The organism is Bartonella sp. MR63HLJHH (genome assembly GCF_042194155.1).
GTDB classification, from domain to species: Bacteria; Pseudomonadota; Alphaproteobacteria; order Rhizobiales; family Rhizobiaceae; genus Bartonella; species Bartonella grahamii.
In genome coordinates this window covers 1-17,664 of the sequence record NZ_JBHIMN010000003.1, presented here as the reverse complement: position 1 = coordinate 17,664, position 17,664 = coordinate 1, and the positions used below count along the sequence as shown (strand labels likewise).

General features: G+C 37.4%; 12 protein-coding genes, 3 tRNA genes and 2 pseudogenes. 15 read left to right on the top strand and 2 right to left on the bottom strand.

The genetic code is table 11. The features are described from left to right. Positions 1–2: 2 nt before the first annotated feature. From trkA to ACFIKQ_RS02635, 6 genes and pseudogenes are all read left to right on the top strand, one after another. A complete protein-coding gene (gene trkA, locus ACFIKQ_RS02660; protein ID WP_375655838.1) occupies positions 3–1,379 on the top strand; it encodes a Trk system potassium transporter TrkA in 1,377 nt (458 codons plus the stop codon). A 10-nt stretch (positions 1,380–1,389) separates the two neighbouring features. Next, positions 1,390–2,196 (top strand): annotated as a pseudogene (locus ACFIKQ_RS02655) (hypothetical protein). Positions 2,197–2,342: 146 nt separating this feature from the next. Beyond that, on the top strand, positions 2,343–2,975 hold the full coding sequence (gene clpP, locus ACFIKQ_RS02650; RefSeq protein WP_012755012.1) for an ATP-dependent Clp endopeptidase proteolytic subunit ClpP: 633 nt from the start codon (positions 2,343–2,345) through the stop codon (positions 2,973–2,975). Between the two features lie 183 nt (positions 2,976–3,158). Further along, positions 3,159–4,433: an ATP-dependent Clp protease ATP-binding subunit ClpX gene (gene clpX, locus ACFIKQ_RS02645; RefSeq protein ID WP_012755013.1), complete on the top strand. Its 1,275-nt coding sequence runs from the start codon at positions 3,159–3,161 to the stop codon at positions 4,431–4,433. Between the two features lie 183 nt (positions 4,434–4,616). Next, the gene (gene lon, locus ACFIKQ_RS02640; RefSeq protein ID WP_375644895.1) at positions 4,617–7,043 is read left to right on the top strand and encodes an endopeptidase La; all 2,427 of its coding nucleotides are present in this window, start codon (positions 4,617–4,619) and stop codon (positions 7,041–7,043) included. A 231-nt stretch (positions 7,044–7,274) separates the two neighbouring features. After that, positions 7,275–7,553, top strand: coding sequence for an HU family DNA-binding protein (locus ACFIKQ_RS02635; RefSeq protein ID WP_012231443.1), 279 nt, complete (start codon positions 7,275–7,277; stop codon positions 7,551–7,553). 1,118 nt (positions 7,554–8,671) lie between these two features. Here ACFIKQ_RS02635 and trmFO read toward each other — a convergent pair. Then, positions 8,672–10,066, bottom strand: coding sequence for a methylenetetrahydrofolate--tRNA-(uracil(54)-C(5))-methyltransferase (FADH(2)-oxidizing) TrmFO (trmFO, locus tag ACFIKQ_RS02630; protein WP_375644894.1), 1,395 nt, complete (start codon positions 10,064–10,066; stop codon positions 8,672–8,674). A gap of 134 nt (positions 10,067–10,200) precedes the next feature. Here trmFO and ACFIKQ_RS02625 point away from each other — a divergent pair. From ACFIKQ_RS02625 to ACFIKQ_RS02600, 6 genes are all read left to right on the top strand, one after another. Beyond that, positions 10,201–10,283 (top strand) — tRNA-Leu (locus tag ACFIKQ_RS02625). Positions 10,284–10,418: 135 nt separating this feature from the next. After that, positions 10,419–11,846, top strand: coding sequence for a trigger factor (tig, locus tag ACFIKQ_RS02620; RefSeq protein WP_375636480.1), 1,428 nt, complete (start codon positions 10,419–10,421; stop codon positions 11,844–11,846). Positions 11,847–11,974: 128 nt separating this feature from the next. Continuing rightward, on the top strand, positions 11,975–13,474 hold the full coding sequence (gene gatB / locus ACFIKQ_RS02615) for an Asp-tRNA(Asn)/Glu-tRNA(Gln) amidotransferase subunit GatB (protein ID WP_375644893.1): 1,500 nt from the start codon (positions 11,975–11,977) through the stop codon (positions 13,472–13,474). A gap of 181 nt (positions 13,475–13,655) precedes the next feature. Further along, the gene (locus ACFIKQ_RS02610) at positions 13,656–14,054 is read left to right on the top strand and encodes an NADH:ubiquinone oxidoreductase subunit NDUFA12 (protein WP_012755018.1); all 399 of its coding nucleotides are present in this window, start codon (positions 13,656–13,658) and stop codon (positions 14,052–14,054) included. Between the two features lie 89 nt (positions 14,055–14,143). Continuing rightward, complete coding sequence (locus ACFIKQ_RS02605) at positions 14,144–14,569, top strand: DUF2155 domain-containing protein (RefSeq protein WP_375644920.1); 426 nt, start codon at positions 14,144–14,146, stop codon at positions 14,567–14,569. An 885-nt stretch (positions 14,570–15,454) separates the two neighbouring features. Continuing rightward, positions 15,455–16,180: a rhomboid family intramembrane serine protease gene (locus ACFIKQ_RS02600; RefSeq protein ID WP_375636474.1), complete on the top strand. Its 726-nt coding sequence runs from the start codon at positions 15,455–15,457 to the stop codon at positions 16,178–16,180. A gap of 3 nt (positions 16,181–16,183) precedes the next feature. Here the strand turns inward: ACFIKQ_RS02600 and ACFIKQ_RS02595 are convergent, their stop codons facing one another. Then, positions 16,184–17,014, bottom strand: a complete 831-nt coding sequence (locus ACFIKQ_RS02595) for an RNA methyltransferase (RefSeq protein WP_026500346.1) — start codon at positions 17,012–17,014, stop codon at positions 16,184–16,186. Between the two features lie 205 nt (positions 17,015–17,219). Here ACFIKQ_RS02595 and ACFIKQ_RS02590 point away from each other — a divergent pair. From ACFIKQ_RS02590 to ACFIKQ_RS02580, 3 genes and pseudogenes are all read left to right on the top strand, one after another. Continuing rightward, positions 17,220–17,303 (top strand) — tRNA-Tyr (locus ACFIKQ_RS02590). Between the two features lie 31 nt (positions 17,304–17,334). Next, a tRNA-Gly gene (locus ACFIKQ_RS02585) sits at positions 17,335–17,408 on the top strand. Between the two features lie 180 nt (positions 17,409–17,588). Beyond that, positions 17,589–17,664: pseudogene (locus ACFIKQ_RS02580) on the top strand (elongation factor Tu); the annotation flags it as partial.

The window sequence follows — 17,664 nt, the reverse complement described above, 5'->3', positions numbered from 1 at the left end:
CGATGCGTGTTATTATTTGCGGAGCAGGACAGGTTGGTTATGGGATAGCAGAGCGTCTTGCTGCTGAAAATCATGATGTTACTGTTATTGATATTGAAACGAGATTAATTGAAAAGATTCGCGATACATTGGATGTGAGAGGTTTTGTTGGTCACGGTTCACGTCCTGAAGTTCTTTTGGCTGCAGATGCAGATAAAGCCGATATGTTGATTGCTGTCACTTTGTTTGATGAAGTCAATATGGTAGCTTGTCAAGTAGCACATTCATTATTTAATGTGCCCACAAAAATTGCTCGTATTCGTTCACAATCTTATTTAGAACCACGTTATAAGACGCTTTTTTCCAGAGAGAATATTCCCATTGATGTGGTTATTTCGCCAGAAGTTGAAGTTGGGGAAATGGTTTTGCGCCGTATTGCCTTACCTGGTGCGATAGATGTCCTTTATTTTTGTAATGATGATATTGTTGCGCTAGCCTTGGAATGTATGGAAGATTGTCCAGTTATTAATACACCTTTGCGTCAATTAACAGAGCTTTTTCCAGATCTTCATACGACGGTTACCGCTATTAAACGTGGTACGGAATTATTGGTTGCACATTCAGAAACGCAATTACGCGTTGGTGATATAACCTATCTTGTTGTTGCTCGTGATCAAATGCGCCGTGCTGTTGGGCTTTTTGGTCATAAAGAACAAGATGCCCACCGCATGATTATTGCAGGAGGCGGTCACATTGGCCTTTATGTTGCACAGGCTATTGAAAAGCGTTTCCATAAATTAAAATTGAAGATTATAGAATCGCATAGAGAAAGAGCTCTCACGATTGCTGATCAGCTTGAAAAAACAACAGTTTTATACGGTAACGTGTTAGATCCAGTGATTCTTCAAGATGCGAGAATTGATCAGTCCGATTTAATGATTACCTTGACCAATCAAGATCAGGTTAATCTCTTAAGCGCTATTATTGCTAAAAGATTGGGCTGCAAAGCCAATATGGTATTGATTAATAATGTTGCCTATCAAGAATTTAGTCGTGCTGTTGGTGTGGATGCATATCTTAATCCCCATAGCGTTACAATATCGAGAATTTTGCAACAAATGCGCCGTGGACGTATTCGTTCTGTTCATTCAGTTTTTAATGGCCGAGCAGAAATTATTGAAGCTGAAGTGATGCAAACATCTTCATTGGTTGGTAAGTCATTATCAGAGCTCAATTTATCAGATGGTTTGAGAATTGGTGCAATTTATCGCAATAAGACAATAATACAGCTTTCGGCAGATACGCGCATTTTGTCTGGTGATAGAATAGTGATTTTTGCTCTTGCTGATAGGGTTCGTGATGTTGAACAACTCTTTCGCGTAAGTTTAGAATATTTTTGATATATTATCTATGGATATTTGTACTTTTTGGTATAGTGGACAATTAAGATTGGTGGATAGGCTTTGTGTGTCCTCAATGGTTAAAACTGGACAGCGCGTTAAGCTTTTTAGTTGTGATAAAAAAATAGATAATCTTCCTGCCGGTGTTGAGTTGCATGAAGCCGAATCAATTTTACCACGCTCAGCAATTTATCGCCTTGACCCCGATTTTTCTGATGACAAACCAGGGTCACAATTGTTCAGTTTTCGGATTTTTTTCGTGTTATGCTGATGAAATATCAACAAGGAGTTTGGTTAGATACAGATGTTTACCTTGTTAAACAATTTCATCCAGATGCGGATAAGGTTTGGTTGGCAAGAGAAAATAATACAAGAGTAGGCGTTTCTGCACTTTATTTTCCGCCTAATAACCCTATTATAAAAGTATTTGAAGATTATTGGGCAGGCACAGAAATTATTCCTCATTGGCTTGGGTTTAAGCGTCGTGTTTGGAGACCGTTCTGGTTAAAGAGGAAAAAATGCCGATTTTGCCGGGAAGTCTTGGCGTTACGATATTTGGCAATGATGGTATTTCGCGATTAGCAAAACGATATGGTTTTTTTCATGAAGCAAAGGAAAAGGAAACTTTTTATTATTGGACTGGGCGAAAAGCTGAACGTATTTTGAACCAGCTTTTGGCGTAAAGCCGCTTACAGATTCACGCTTGATAGGCTTTCATATTCACAGAAAGACAAAGACCACGAAAAGACCTCAGGAAGGAAGTTTTTACCATTGGGCGGTATCTCGCATTCCTGATGTTCATCATTTGTTTAAGTAGAGTTATTATTGCTATTTTAACTATTGGGATTTTAATCTATCTTAAACAGCTCTTGATTGTAGCTTGCGCAAGAGAGTAATGTTAACGTATGGATAAAAACATTGAATGTGTAAAAAGCGGTTGTTATATGAACGGAAAGTAAAAATATGAGTGATCCAATGAAAACAGCATTAAGCCTTGTTCCTATGGTTATTGAACAAACCAATCGTGGTGAACGGGCCTATGATATTTTTTCCCGTCTTTTAAAGGAGCGGATTATTTTTATTAATGGTCCTGTCGAAGATGGTATGGCAATGCTTGTTTGTGCACAATTGCTTTTCTTAGAAGCGGAAAATCCTAAAAAAGAAATTAGTCTTTATATTAATTCTCCAGGTGGTGTCGTAACATCTGGTATGGCTATTTATGATACTATGCAGTTTATTCGCCCTCCTGTTTCTACGCTTTGCATGGGGCAGGCGGCATCTATGGGGTCTTTATTGTTAACAGCTGGAGCAAAAGGTCATCGTTTTACATTGCCAAACGCACGTATTATGGTGCATCAACCATCTGGTGGTTTTCAAGGTCAAGCTTCAGATATTGAGCGACATGCGCAAGACATTATAAAGATGAAACGGCGTTTAAATGAAATTTATGTTCAACATACAGGTCAAGATTATGAGATTATTGAGAGAACTCTCGATCGCGATCATTTTATGACAGCAGAAGAAGCCAAAGCGTTTGGCTTAGTTGATGATGTTATACAATATCGTGCAGAAACTGAAAAAGAAGAAAAAGATTAAGAATTTTTATAGAAAAAACAGCTACTTTAAATCACAGAGTTTTATAAAAAATATCGCAAAATAAGAGAAACACCTAAAAATATTGAGACATGCATGGTTTTCTATATGTCTTTTAGTTTTCATGATGAAAAGCTTCCTTTGAAAAGGCAAAGTATTCATATATCGTGGTGAAAGGAAAGAAAAATGAGCAAAATTAGCAATAGCGGGAACGAATCAAAAAATACTCTCTATTGCTCGTTCTGCGGCAAGAGTCAGCATGAGGTGCGTAAGCTCATTGCGGGGCCTACTGTATTTATCTGTGATGAATGTGTAGAGCTTTGCATGGATATTATTCGGGAAGAAAATAAGTCTTCTGGGGTTAAGGTGCGTGATGGTGTTCCTACGCCACAGGAAATTATAACAGTTCTTGATGATTATGTTATTGGTCAGCAGCATGCAAAGCGTGTTCTTTCTGTTGCTGTTCATAATCATTATAAACGGTTGGCGCATCAGTCTAAAAGCAATGATATTGAGTTGGCTAAATCAAATATTCTTCTTGTTGGTCCAACGGGCTGTGGTAAAACTTATCTTGCACAAACATTAGCACGTATTATTGATGTGCCTTTTACGATGGCGGATGCGACCACTTTGACGGAAGCAGGCTATGTAGGTGAGGATGTAGAAAATATTATTTTGAAACTTCTTCAAGCTGCTGACTATAATGTTGAACGTGCACAACGTGGCATTGTTTATATTGATGAGGTCGATAAAATTTCTCGTAAAGCAGACAATCCTTCTATTACAAGAGATGTTTCGGGGGAAGGAGTTCAGCAAGCGTTATTAAAAATTATGGAAGGAACGATTGCTTCTGTTCCTCCTCAAGGTGGACGTAAGCATCCGCAACAAGAGTTTCTTCAGGTTGACACCACAAACATCTTATTCATTTGTGGGGGAGCTTTTGCTGGTTTAGAACGAATTATTTCAGGGCGTGGTGAAAAAACTTCTATTGGTTTTTCTGCGACCGTTAAGGCTCCTGATGAGCGTTGTGTCGGTGAAATTTTTCGTGATTTAGAGCCTGAAGATCTTATAAAATTTGGTTTAATACCAGAATTTATTGGGCGCCTTCCTATAGTCGCTACCTTAGAGGATTTAGATGTTAACGCCCTTATGCAAATTTTATCACAACCTAAAAATGCTTTAGTAAAGCAATATCAGCGTCTTTTTGAAATGGAGAATGTCGAGTTATCATTTCATGAAGATGCTTTACGTGTTATTGCGAAGAAAGCAATTGAACGTAAAACTGGTGCTCGTGGTTTACGTTCTATTATGGAGAAGATCCTTCTTGAGACGATGTTTGAGCTACCGGCTCTTGAAGGCGTTCAAAAAGTGGTTATTTCGAGTGATGTCGTTGATGGGAAAGCGCGCCCTCTTTATATTTACTCAGAACGTGCAGAAGATAAAGAAAATGTATCAGCATGATATTGTGCTAAGCACAATATGAAAGGTGGTAATGAACGGTATTTGATGGGTGTTTATAATAATATCATTATAATGCTTGATTTATGTATTAGTAATTACCACTTCATGTATTGTGAAGAGCTGAGGTTTTCTAAAGGTGGGCTGGTTGTTGTAGATAGCTCATAGGCTCCAGAAAGGAGAGTTATGCAATATATTGATGAAAAGACAGATGAAGTAAGAGATGGGGTTTATGCTGTTTTACCTCTTCGTGATATTGTAGTCTTCCCCCATATGATTGTTCCACTTTTTGTGGGCCGCGAAAAATCAATTCGTGCTCTTGAAGAAACGATGGCGGTTGACAAGCAAATACTATTGGTGACACAAAAAAATGCTTCTGATGACGATCCAAAATCAGAGGATATTTATCATATTGGTACATTTGCTAATATTCTTCAACTTTTAAAGCTTCCTGATGGTACTGTAAAGGTTTTGGTTGAAGGAACTGCACGTGCAAAAATTAGTCAATTTGCTTTAAGTGAAGGTTATCATCAGGCATATGCGACTGTTACAGAAGAATCTAGAGAGGGTGATGTTGAGATTGAAGCTCTTTCAAGGTCAGTGATTGCTTATTTTGAAAACTATGTAAAGCTTAATAAAAAAATCTCTCCTGAAGTTGTTAATGCGATTGGTCAGATTGATAATCCTTCTAAGCTTGCTGATACGATTGCTTCTCATTTGATGATTAAACTTGCAGAAAAACAGGAAATATTAGAGCTCTTACCTGTACGGGCCCGTCTTGAACGTGTTTTGTCCTTCATGGAAGGAGAAATTTCTGTTTTGCAGGTTGAAAAACGTATTCGTTCGCATGTTAAACGGCAAATGGAAAAAAACCAACGAGAATATTATCTCAATGAGCAGATGAAGGCTATTCAAAAAGAGTTAGGGGCAGGTGATGATAGCCGAGATGAACTCTCTGAATTAGAAGAACGTATCAAGAATACAAAACTATCCAAGGAAGCACAGGAAAAAGCTGGGGCAGAATTGAGAAAATTACGGAATATGTCTCCTATGTCTGCAGAAGCGACAGTTGTCCGTAACTATCTTGATTGGTTATTAGCAATGCCTTGGGGTAAAAAATCTAAGATTAAAAACAATTTAGATTTTGCTGAAAAGGTCATGAATAATGAACATTTCGGTCTTGAAAAAGTTAAGGAGCGAATTATTGAATATTTGGCTGTACAAAGTCGCGCGTCAAAGATAAAAGGTCCCATTATTTGTTTGTTAGGTCCTCCTGGTGTAGGGAAAACATCATTAGCGCGCTCTATTGCAAAGGCGACGGGGCGTGAGTATGTTCGTATCTCATTGGGAGGTGTGCGGGATGAAGCAGAAATTCGCGGACATCGTCGAACATATATTGGTTCGATGCCTGGAAAAATTATCCAGTCTATGAAAAAAGCAAAAAAATCTAATCCTCTTTTCTTGCTTGATGAAATTGATAAAATGGGACAAGATTTTCGTGGAGATCCTTCATCCGCTTTATTAGAAGTTCTTGATCCTGAACAAAATAGTACATTCATTGATCACTATTTGGAAGTTGAATATGATCTTTCTGATGTCATGTTTATCACAACTGCCAATACGCTTAATATTCCAGGTCCGTTAATGGATCGTATGGAAATTATTCGTATTGCTGGTTATACTGAATGTGAGAAAATGGAAATTGTTAAACAGCATCTTTTACCAAAGGCACTAAAAGATCACTGTTTGTCTAAAAAAGAACTCAGTATTTCTGATGGAGCACTAAGGTCAATTATTCAGTTTTATACACGTGAGGCAGGCGTTCGTAACCTTGAGCGTGAACTCATGAAAATTTCCCGCAAATCTGTTACAAAAATTCTCAAAACGCATCAAAAATCTGTAAAAGTTACAGAAAGTAATATTCATGATTTCTTGGGTGTTAAACGTTATCATTACAATCAGATTGAAGGAGAAAATCAAATTGGTGTTGTGACAGGCCTTGCGTGGACAGAAGTCGGTGGAGAGTTATTGACCATTGAAGGAGTTATGATGCCCGGCAAAGGTAAGATGACTGTAACTGGAAATTTACGTGATATTATGAAGGAGTCCATTTCAGCGGCAGCATCTTATGTACGTTCTCGTGCTGTTGATTTTGGTATTGAACCTCCACTTTTTGAAAAACGCGATATCCATGTTCATGTTCCAGAGGGTGCTACGCCAAAAGATGGCCCATCTGCTGGGATTGCAATGGTGACAGCAATTGTTTCGGTTCTTACAGGAGTAGCTGTGCATAAAGATATTGCAATGACTGGTGAAATTACTTTACGTGGACGCGTTTTACCAATTGGTGGATTAAAAGAAAAACTCCTAGCAGCTCTTCGAGGAGGGATAAAAAAGGTACTTATTCCTGAAGAAAACGCAAAAGATTTGGTTGATATTCCTGACGATGTCAAAAATAATATGGAAATTATTCCGGTAAATCATGTGAGTGAAGTTTTGAAACACGCTTTGGTTCGTTTTCCAGACACTATTGAATGGAAAGAACCCTCTACGGTGGCTGTCCCAATCCGGTCAGAGGGAAGTGATAGTGAAGGAATACAGATTGCACACTGATTCACTTATCTCATTTATAACGGCATTTTTTAGGTGGCAGAAGGCGTTGTTGAGGTTATTATTCTGTTTTTTGTTGGAAAAAGTGAAAAATTCCGTGAATAACTGTGATTATTGCTAAAAAAACAATGTTTTGGATAAAAATAAGACTTCTGTTTGCTGTACTTTTCAATAAACTGACCAATAACATGATTAAGTCATGTTGTCAGGTAATATAGGGAAAGGAAATATTTTATGAATAAAAGTGAATTGGTTAGCTCCGTTGCTGAAAAGGCAGGTGTTTCGAAAGCGCAAGCTGGTGCTGTTGTTGATGCTTTTATGGCTTCTGTAACAGAAGCTTTGGCTTCAGGGGGAGATGTTCGTCTTCCAGGTTTTGGCTCTTTTGAAGTTTCTCATCGTGCTGCAACAAAGGGGCGTAATCCTTCAACTGGTGCTGAAATCGATATTCCGGCACGTTCTGTACCCAAATTTTCTGCAGGAAAAAGCCTTAAAGAAGCAGTTAATAAAAAATAATTTAAGCTACATAAAAAAACCCGATTTATTTATAAGCGGGTTTTTTTTAACACATGTATTATGCCCATTTTTCATATAACACGTTGAGATCTTTGCGATATTTTTTATTTTCATGTATTACTTGTATTTTTGAAAATAATTTTAAGTGTTGTATAAAATACTGTCAGCTTAAAATATATTTTTTAGCCTTTTCAGTAAAATATTGCACTGTATTAATGCAGTACCAGTGTGGCTTATAAAATGTAATGTTAACTTTTATTACGCTGAAGTGTTACGGTATTTATTTCAAAACAAGATCCGTAAATAGTATGAGGCAAAAAACTCTGTAAACTCTATAAAAGTTATTATATACCACCATTTACGCTTAATAAAAGTGCATGTTGGTGCCGCCGTACTGTTTTTCTCAGTTCCTATAATGTTGCAATTAGCCCTCAATATCTGAGACGAGTGTATAAGGGATAGTTTTATTCTTTTACTTATACGCCAACCTTGCTTGTGACGCACCAAGAGAATAATTTTTATTGATTTATTATAAGAGATTCTGAAATGAAAGAATCTTATGATATTCAGATTTCACTTTCAATATTTTGATTTTTCTTGGCATTTGAGAGGGAAGAGATAGATCCAGCTCTATCCTACAAATATTTTTTCCATATCCCTATTTCACTTGTGGTATGCAAGCGAGCGTTTTTTCTTCATCACACAAGAGTTAAAGTGAGAGAATATCACAAATTTTGATGGAGGAAGTTAAAAAACAGAAAAATTACTCTTATAAAATAATGTATATTACGTAATATAAAAAATATTAATAGAGATAATACAGTATTGCTTGTTTATTTTCCATCTATTTAATTTTTTATTATTTATAATATATTGATATGATTATTTTATTTTTAGTCATTAAATCATATTAAATTGTTGATAGCGGTAAAGGTTTTTTATAGCCAAAAGTTATTTTACAAGCACCTACATAATTAAATAAATGATGAAACGTAGAGTAGTATTTATTGATTGGGGGAGACAGTCTTTAAAAGGCTTTAGAATGATTTTTTCACGAAAGTCATAAAGATCTATTCAGTAGATGAGAGGCGAATCGTGTATTTTTATAAGGAACTCTTTTATTCTTTATCTGCTAACCACTGAGTACAATCATTGAGAGCTCTTGCTGTGATGGCTTGTTTTTTTACTAATTTTTTTTCTTTACTTGCTAAGCGTTTTCCTGAATGTCTAATAGAAGCAATAGGGGGAAAGAGTCCGAAATTGATATTCATTGGCTGAAAGGACTGTGTTTCTGCTTTTTCATCTATGATGTGTCCCCCTGTAATATGATTCAAAAGGGCTCCGAATGCTGTCGTTTGTGGGGGTAGGCAAGGGGAAATATGATGATATTCGGCAGCAGCAAAACGTCCAGCAAGAAGCCCTATTGCCGCTGATTCTACATAACCTTCACATCCGGTAATTTGCCCTGCAAAGCGTAGTTGTTTTTTTTGTTTTAAACGAAGGGTTTGATCAAGAATAATTGGCGAGTTGAGGTAGGTATTGCGGTGAAGACCACCAAGACGCGCAAACTCTGCTTTTTCAAGACCGGGAATCATTCTAAAAATGCGAATTTGTTCACCATATTTCAGTTTTGTTTGAAAGCCGACCATATTGTAAAGCGTTCCAAGTTTATTATCTTGGCGTAATTGAGCGACAGCATAGGGTTTAACTGTAGGGTTATGGGCATTGGTTAAGCCCATAGGTTTCATAGGACCGTGTCTTAACGTTTCAAGTCCGCGCTCAGCCATAATTTCAATGGGGAGGCATCCATCAAAATAGGGCGTTTTTTCAAAGTCACGAAACTCTGTTTTTTCAGCATTTTTTAATGCTTCAACGAATGTTTTATATTGTTCTTTGTTGAGGGGACAATTAAGATAATCTTTTCCTGTTCCCTCAGGACCAATTTTATCATAGCGAGACTGATACCAACAAATGTTGATATCAATACTATCGGTATGGATAATAGGTGCAATCGCATCAAAAAAAGAAAGAGCTTTTATACCGGTTATTGCTTGTAATTCTTGAGCAAGTGCAGGTGATGTAAGGGGACCCGTTGCAATGACAACATGTTTCCAAGCTTTAGGAATTTCTTGAACTTCTTCACGTTTGATTGTTATAAGAGGATGGTTTTCGATTGCTGTCGTAACGGTTTTTGAAAATCCATCACGGTCAACAGCAAGGGCACTACCTGCGGGAACTTTGTTGGCATCAGCAGCTTTCATAATTAACGATTTCGCTAATCGCATTTCAGCATGTAAAAGCCCTACGGCATTTGTTAATGAATCATCGCAACGAAATGAATTTGAACAAACCAGTTCTGCCAAATTATCGGTTTTATGGGCATCGGATTTTTTTTCGGGTCGCATTTCATGCAAAACAACAGGAATTCCTGATTGAGCGATTTGCCAGCTTGCTTCACACCCCGCAAGACCACCACCGATGATATGAATTGGGATATCGAATGTCTTTAACATAATTGACTTTTAGCGTAAGCAGTTATGTATGAAAAGCATAGATTTTGTTTTTTTTAATATATTTGTTTGCTTTTTTCCCGTAATTAATGGTATAGAGACGCCGCTTGTATAAGGTTATTAGCTTGTAAGTTTGAGCGGATGTGGCGAAATTGGTAGACGCACCAGATTTAGGTTCTGGCGGGAGACCGTGGGGGTTCGAGTCCCTCCATCCGCACCAAAGCAATCCCTTAAGTGCTACGGATTTCTACGTGTCTGAAATTCCGCTTCATGGTAAATGTAACACTTGAAGTGTTAGAATGTAATGATTATTAGAGTGGGTTTATCCCTCTCCTTAGGAAAATGAAGGTGTTTAATGCAGGTTACCGAGACGCTTAATGAAGGACTGAAGCGCGAAATTAAGATCGTGGTTCCAGCGAAAGATTTAGAAGAAAAGCTGAATGAAAGATTGGATGATACCAAGGGAAAAATCAAGCTTAATGGTTTTCGTCCCGGTAAAGTGCCTAGTGGGCATTTGCGAAAAATGTATGGTAAATCCTTTATGGCGGAGATTCTCAATGAGATACTCAGTGATGCGCCTCGGTCTATTTTAGCAGATCGCAATGAACGTGCAGCGATGCAGCCAAAAATTGATATAGATGAAGATGAAAAAATTCTAGATGGCAAAGCTGATTTTACTTTTAGTTTAAAGTATGAAGTTTTACCAAAAATTGAAATTAAAGATTTTGAACATATTAAGGTTATCCGTGAAATTGCAACTATTCCTGAACAGGATATTGATGATCAAATCAATCGCGTCCTTTCTTCTACGCGTAATTATTCCCTAAAAGAGGGGGCTTCTGAAGAAGGTGATCGTATTACCATAGATTATCAAGGTAAGCTTGAAGGCGTTCCATTTGAAGGTGGGGCAGATAGTGATGCACAACTGATTCTTGGATCAAAACAATTTATTCCTGGTTTTGAAGAGCAATTGGTTGGTGTGAAAGCTGGGGATGCAAAAACGATTTTTGTTAAATTTCCTGATGATTACAGTGCAGCACATTTGGCCGGACGGGAAGCAGAGTTTGACATTACTGTCAAAGCTGTCTTTAAACCAGATGAATTAAAAATTGATGATGAAGCAGCACAAAAAGTTGGTTTAGAGTCTCTAGATCGCTTACGTGAGGTCGTTCGTGGGCAGATTGAAAGCCAATATGGTTCAGTGACACGTCAAAAAGTTAAGCGTCAAATTCTTGATGCTTTAGATGCTGATTATAATTTTGAGATTCCTGAGGAACTTTTAGAGATTGAGTTTAACAATATATGGGCTCAGGTTAATGATGATTTGAAAAAGGCTGGGCGCAGTTTTGAAGATGAAGGTATTACAGAAGAAAAGGCACGGGAGGAATATCGTGTCCTTGCGCAACGTCGTGTTCGTCTTGGTTTGGTGCTTTCTGAAATTGGAATGAAGGTTGGTGTTAAAGTTAGTGAGGATGAGCTAAAAGCAGCCGTTTTTGATCAGGTTCGCCAGTATCCTGGACAAGAGAAAGAGATTATGGATTTTTTCCGCAGGACTCCGGAAGCTGTTGAAAATCTACGTGCTCCGATTTTTGAAGAAAAGGTCATTGATCATTTATTAGCACAGATAAAAGTCACAGATAAAGAAGTGACGGTTGAAGAGTTGATGAAAGAATATGACGAATCAGATGTCCCTGAAGAAAAGCCGGCAAAGAAAAAGTCTGCAGTGAAAGAAACGTCTACAGAGAAAACATCAGCTAAGAAAAAAGCTCCTAAAAAAGCTTAATATTTATGCAAACAGAAAAAGCCCGATAGAATCGGGCTTTTTGTAAGATTTATATCCTAGGATTGCACTGAGAGAATGGTTTTAGATAAGCCATGAGTATATTTTAAAATATTGGTAGTGGATTGGCAATGAGCATCATTGATACGCGTACTCCTGATTCTAAGCGTTTTATTTCTGGAGTTACAGGTGATTGGGAAGTCATCATTGGCATGGAAGTTCATGCGCAAATCATATCAAATTCAAAACTTTTTTCAGGAGCATCAACCAAATTTGGTGCAGAGCCAAACAATCATGTATCACTTATTGATGCAGCCATGCCAGGTATGTTGCCTGTTCTTAATCAAGAATGTGTCCGTCAAGCGGTTCGAACGGGGTTAGGATTAAAGGCGCATATTAATTTAAAATCTGTTTTTGATCGCAAAAATTATTTTTATCCAGATTTACCGCAGGGGTATCAGATCTCTCAATTTCGCTATCCCATTGTAGGAGAGGGAAAGATTATCATATCTGTTGGTCCAGATTCGAATGGCCAATTTGAGGATATTGAAGTAGGAATTGAGAGGTTGCATCTTGAACAGGATGCTGGAAAATCGATGCACGATCAACATCCAACGATGTCTTTTGTAGATCTTAATCGTTCTGGTGTTGCTCTTATGGAAATTGTTTCCAAACCTGATATGCGCTCATCAGATGAAGCCAAAGCCTATATGACAAAATTGCGTACGATTGTTCGTTATTTGGGCACTTGCGATGGCAATATGGATGAAGGTTCTATGCGTGCAGATGTCAACGTATCTGTTCGTCGTCCTGGTGAAAATTTTGGAACGCGCTGTGAAATTAAAAACGTTAATTCTATTCGCTTTATTGGTCAAGCCATTGAGTATGAAGCGCGTCGTCAGATCGCAATTTTAGAAGATGGAGGCGTCATAGATCAAGAGACTCGGCTTTTTGATGCGGCTAAAGGTGAAACGCGCTCTATGCGCTCAAAAGAAGAAGCACATGACTATCGTTATTTTCCTGATCCTGATCTTTTACCATTAGAATTTGATCAAGCGTTTGTGGATGCTTTGGCAGCAGACTTACCAGAATTGCCTGACGCTATAAAAGCACGTTTTGTTAAGGAAATGGGATTGACAGTGTATGATGCTTCCATTCTTGTGACAGAAAAGGCTATTGCTGATTATTTTGAAGAAGTAGCACGTGGGCGTGATGGCAAAATAGTTGCCAATTGGGTGATTAATGACCTTTTAGGGGCTTTAAATAAAGATAATTGTGAGATTGAAGAGTCACCGGTATCGCCAAATCAATTGGGAAGCATTATTGATCTCATAAAAGAAGGAGTTATTTCTGGAAAAATTGCCAAAGATCTTTTTGAGATTATTTGGAATGAGGGGGGAGATGCACGCCAAATTGTAGAAGAGCGAAATATGAAGCAGGTGACAGATACAAAGGCAATTGAAAGAGCCGTTGATGAAATCATTGCTAATAATTCTGATAAAGTTGCGCAAGCAAAACAGAAACCCGCTTTAGCTGGTTGGTTTGTTGGACAGGTAATGAAAGCAACAGGTGGTAAGGCAAACCCTCAAGCTGTTAATGAATTGGTTAAGATGAAACTTGGCATAGATTAAATTTTATGGGGTGGAGAAGAAGCCATACATATGATATCTTCTTGAAATTAAGGGATAGCACGTTATCCTATCAATTGGAATTGTAGCTGAATTTACTAGTAACTTTTTCGGTAATTTCAATCGTTAACAGTTTTATTCCAACGATTAATTTCATGAGCGCACTAAATGAATGGAATAGCAGATGGCTCGTTTTTTTAAGCAAATCTTCACATGGTGGAATGGCAATACCATTGGTACGCGTTTTTTCACATGGCGCAAAGGTAAGCGGATAGGGGAAGATCAATTTGGAAATATATATTATGAAGGGGGACTTCATAAGGATGGTTATCCGCACCGTTGGGTTATCTATAAAGACTATTCTGAGGCCTCTACTATTCCACCAGGTTGGCACGGCTGGATTCATCATCGCTGTGAGTGCCCACCAACACAGGAGGATTATCATCCTTATGAATGGGAAAAGCCTCATGTTGCAAATATGACAGGAACAAGTGAGGACTATCGACCAAAGGGGGCTATCACCTCCAATGGAGAGCGTTCTTGTGTGCATGAAGATTATGATGCGTGGTCACCTAAAAAATAAAAGATTTTAGTGTGTGCGTGTATTTTTGTCTTATTTGACTCTATGTTATGAAAAGAATTATTTTTTAAGATGCGATTGATTTTGATATGATGAGATTTTTTTTATTGTTAGGGGTGAAGCATTTTATATATATTTCTTTAATGGGAGTTTTAGTATTTTTATCCTTAAATAGTGGAGTGCGGGCTGAGCGTATTAGCAATGGAATTGCTGTTTTTGCAGGTCTTGACAAAATCACGGGGCGGACCACACGTTTTGAAGTTACTCTTGGTAAAATTTATCAGTACGGTGCATTACAGGTAACGCCACGTGCGTGTTATACGAGCTCTAAAGATGAACCAACGCGTACAACTGGTTTTGTTGAAGTCAATGAAGTGACATTAGATAAAAAAGTACGGCGTATTTTTACAGGATGGATGTTTGCAGATAGTCCTGGTTTGAACGCTGTTGAGCATCCTATTTATGATGTGTGGTTAAAGGATTGCAAGCAGAATTCTCAAGATCTTCCTCTTCAATGATTAGTGTGTTATCTATTTATAATACATTGATTTATAATGGTCCTTTATCGTTTTACAACTTAATAAGAGGTTCAATTTCCTATGATTGCCTCATTTAAAATTTTTCTATATTGAATTAATCCAAATTATTCTCTTGCGCATTACAAGTGTCGGATGTGCAGATAAGATTCTCTAAGATAAGGAATAAAAATTTCCTTCATGAACTGTTTAAATTCAAAGATGCATCATTAAAATCAACATATTTTGCAGTGTTTCATAGGAGACAGTTCTTGAATTATATTTGTTAGAGGTTGAAATGAAAGGCTTGTTGATATTTGTTAAAGAGATGAACTGAAGCTTTTACATTTATGAGGGAAACAGACTACCAAGTGAGTAGTTCATCATAAAACACCAATGAGTATATCTAGAGAAAGATGTGTTGACAGTTTTTTCTCATAGAGATGTTGTTTTTCATTCAAAGAGTAGAAGCAATGCAAGCTATATTAATGGAAAAATTGAGATTTAAGATTATTTAAAGTTTATCAATCGAAGTATAGTTTGGTTATAAAATGCAATGATCAGTATGTTTCTAGTAAAAAAACAATGTTTATATATTTTTATTATACACCACCTCATAAGTGAGTTTGTCTATTCGTAAGTTCTTGTATATTACATGATAACTTCACATTTAAATAAGCAGGATACCGCTAAGTTTGTAAATCATATTCTTGATATCCGTGCTTTTTAAAATCTTTTGTATAAAATACACGTGTTTTCATGTAGAGCTATTGAAAATTTAAAAAGGGGCTTCGAAGAGGCGTTGAAAAGATTCTGCATCACTGGGAGTGGTATATTTATTTTGTATAAAGAATAACCCATTCTCTAAAGAATACGAGATTTTATAAAATGAAAGTTTCTAGTCACCAACATAATAATGTTTCTCGATTACCGAAACAACCTAAAGAACCCTTGTTGAATGTTCCATTTATTATAGTTGTTTTGATAGCATTTTGTTTTTGTCTTTATTGCATTTCTCAGTATTTTTTTTCTCATAAGGTTTATGTTGAAAGTCTTGAATTTTTTTCATTTATACCAGCATTGTTTAAGAGGGATCCTGTAGCACTCTGTTATACCATGGTGAGTTATTCATTTATGCATAGTAGTTTTAAACATGTTGCTCTTAATATGGTTTGGCTTTTGGTTTTTGGCTCTCCTTTAGCAAGGCATTTTGGTGTTTTACGTTTTTTAATTTTTTGGGTGTTAACGGCAGTTATTTCTGTTTTGACTTATTTTACATTTCATCAAGAAAGTACCATATCACTTATTGGGGCGTCAGGTGCCGTATCTGGAATGATGGGAGCTATTGCACGTTACGGTTTTTCTAGTGGTTATCTATCTGTTAATGCGCAGAACGAAAATTTTTTGGGACCTTTATTGTCCGTCAAAAAAGCTCTGTGTTCTAAGGGGGTACTTGTTTATATGAGTGTATGGCTGACGGCTGATTTTATCATAGGTATTTCTTCTATTTTGTTTGAAGAAAATGGCATCTCAATAGCATGGGAAGCTCATATTGGCGGGTTTCTTGCGGGTTTTTTGTTGGTTGGTTTTTTTGATGTTTCACAAAAAAATTAAAAACTAGAATCTAAGATATTTATGTGCCACATAAAGCGCTATTGTTGCTGCATTTGAAACATTTAATGATTTAATATTTCCAGGCATATCAAGGCGTGTTAAAGCGCAAACGGTTTCACGTGTTTTTTTACGTAAACCTTTACCTTCTGCTCCTAAAACAAGAGCAATTTTATTCCCTGTTAATGCTGTTTCTAGAGGTTTGTCCCCTTCTGAATCGAGACCAAAGCTTGTAAAACCTGTTTGATGAAGTTCTTGAAGAGCTTCAGCGAGGTTTCGTACGGTAATATAATGAATCATTTCCAGAGCTCCAGATGCCGCTTTCGCAAGAACACCGCTTTCGTGGGGAGAGTGACGGCAAGTTGTAATAAGCGCTTTAGCTTTCAATGCAACTGCAGAGCGCATAATAGCGCCAACATTATGCGGATCGGTAATTTGATCCATGACAATGACCAGATCAGTATTGGTTAGTTCCGAAAGTTTGCATGGTTTGAGGGGTAAAGTTTCCAAAACAATACCTTGATGAACAGCCTCACTTCCAACAAGCGAATCAAGATATTTGGGGGTGCATAATGTAACAGAGCAAGGATAATCTGATTCGGATATATTTAATCGTTTTAAGGCATTTTGTGTAACGTAAAGACATTTTAAAATTCTTTTTGGGTTTTCTAAAGCTGCCTGAACAGAATGAATGCCATAAAGATGGATGATCCCTTGCTGTAAAGAAGCAGCTTTCTTCTTTAGGTGTGTAAAAGATCGAGAAGGAGAGCCTTTTGTATCGCGATATCGGCGACGTAAACGAGCATAATGAGAATTTTGTGATGTTTTTTCTTTCATAGCTTCTTTATAGCGTGTTAATAAGAAAAATAGAGAGAAAAAATCTGTGATTTAAAGTTATGAGCAGGAAATTTGTACAGAATTGTATTTATTCTGTTGACAGATACAATAGTAATCGTCATAACCACTTCGCAATCAGATTGAATTGAATGGGTATTCAAGATGGTTTTCGTAATGTCTCATTGCGCGACTTTACCGGTGTAATGGAGGGGTGCCCGAGTGGTTAAAGGGGGCGGACTGTAAATCCGTTGCGTATGCTACGTTGGTTCGAATCCAACCCCCTCCACCATTCATCGAAGGAGAGTTAGTATGTGGGTCATGCGGGTATAGCTCAATGGTAGAGCAGCAGCCTTCCAAGCTGAATATGCGGGTTCGATTCCCGCTACCCGCTCCAAATAGTTGTTGGTGATTGGGCAAATAGGTATGATGGAGGCTATTCCATTTATAGATTGGGTGGGGTTTTCCGTCTAAGAGTTGTGGTGATTGAGCTGGTTACAGCCTAGTCGGATTGAGTTTTGCAGGACTGTCCCTAGGTGCTAACAAGAATAGGGAATAAAACAAGAGATTAATAGCGATGGCGAAGAGCAAGTTTGAACGAACAAAACCGCATGTTAATATTGGTACGATTGGTCACGTTGATCATGGGAAGA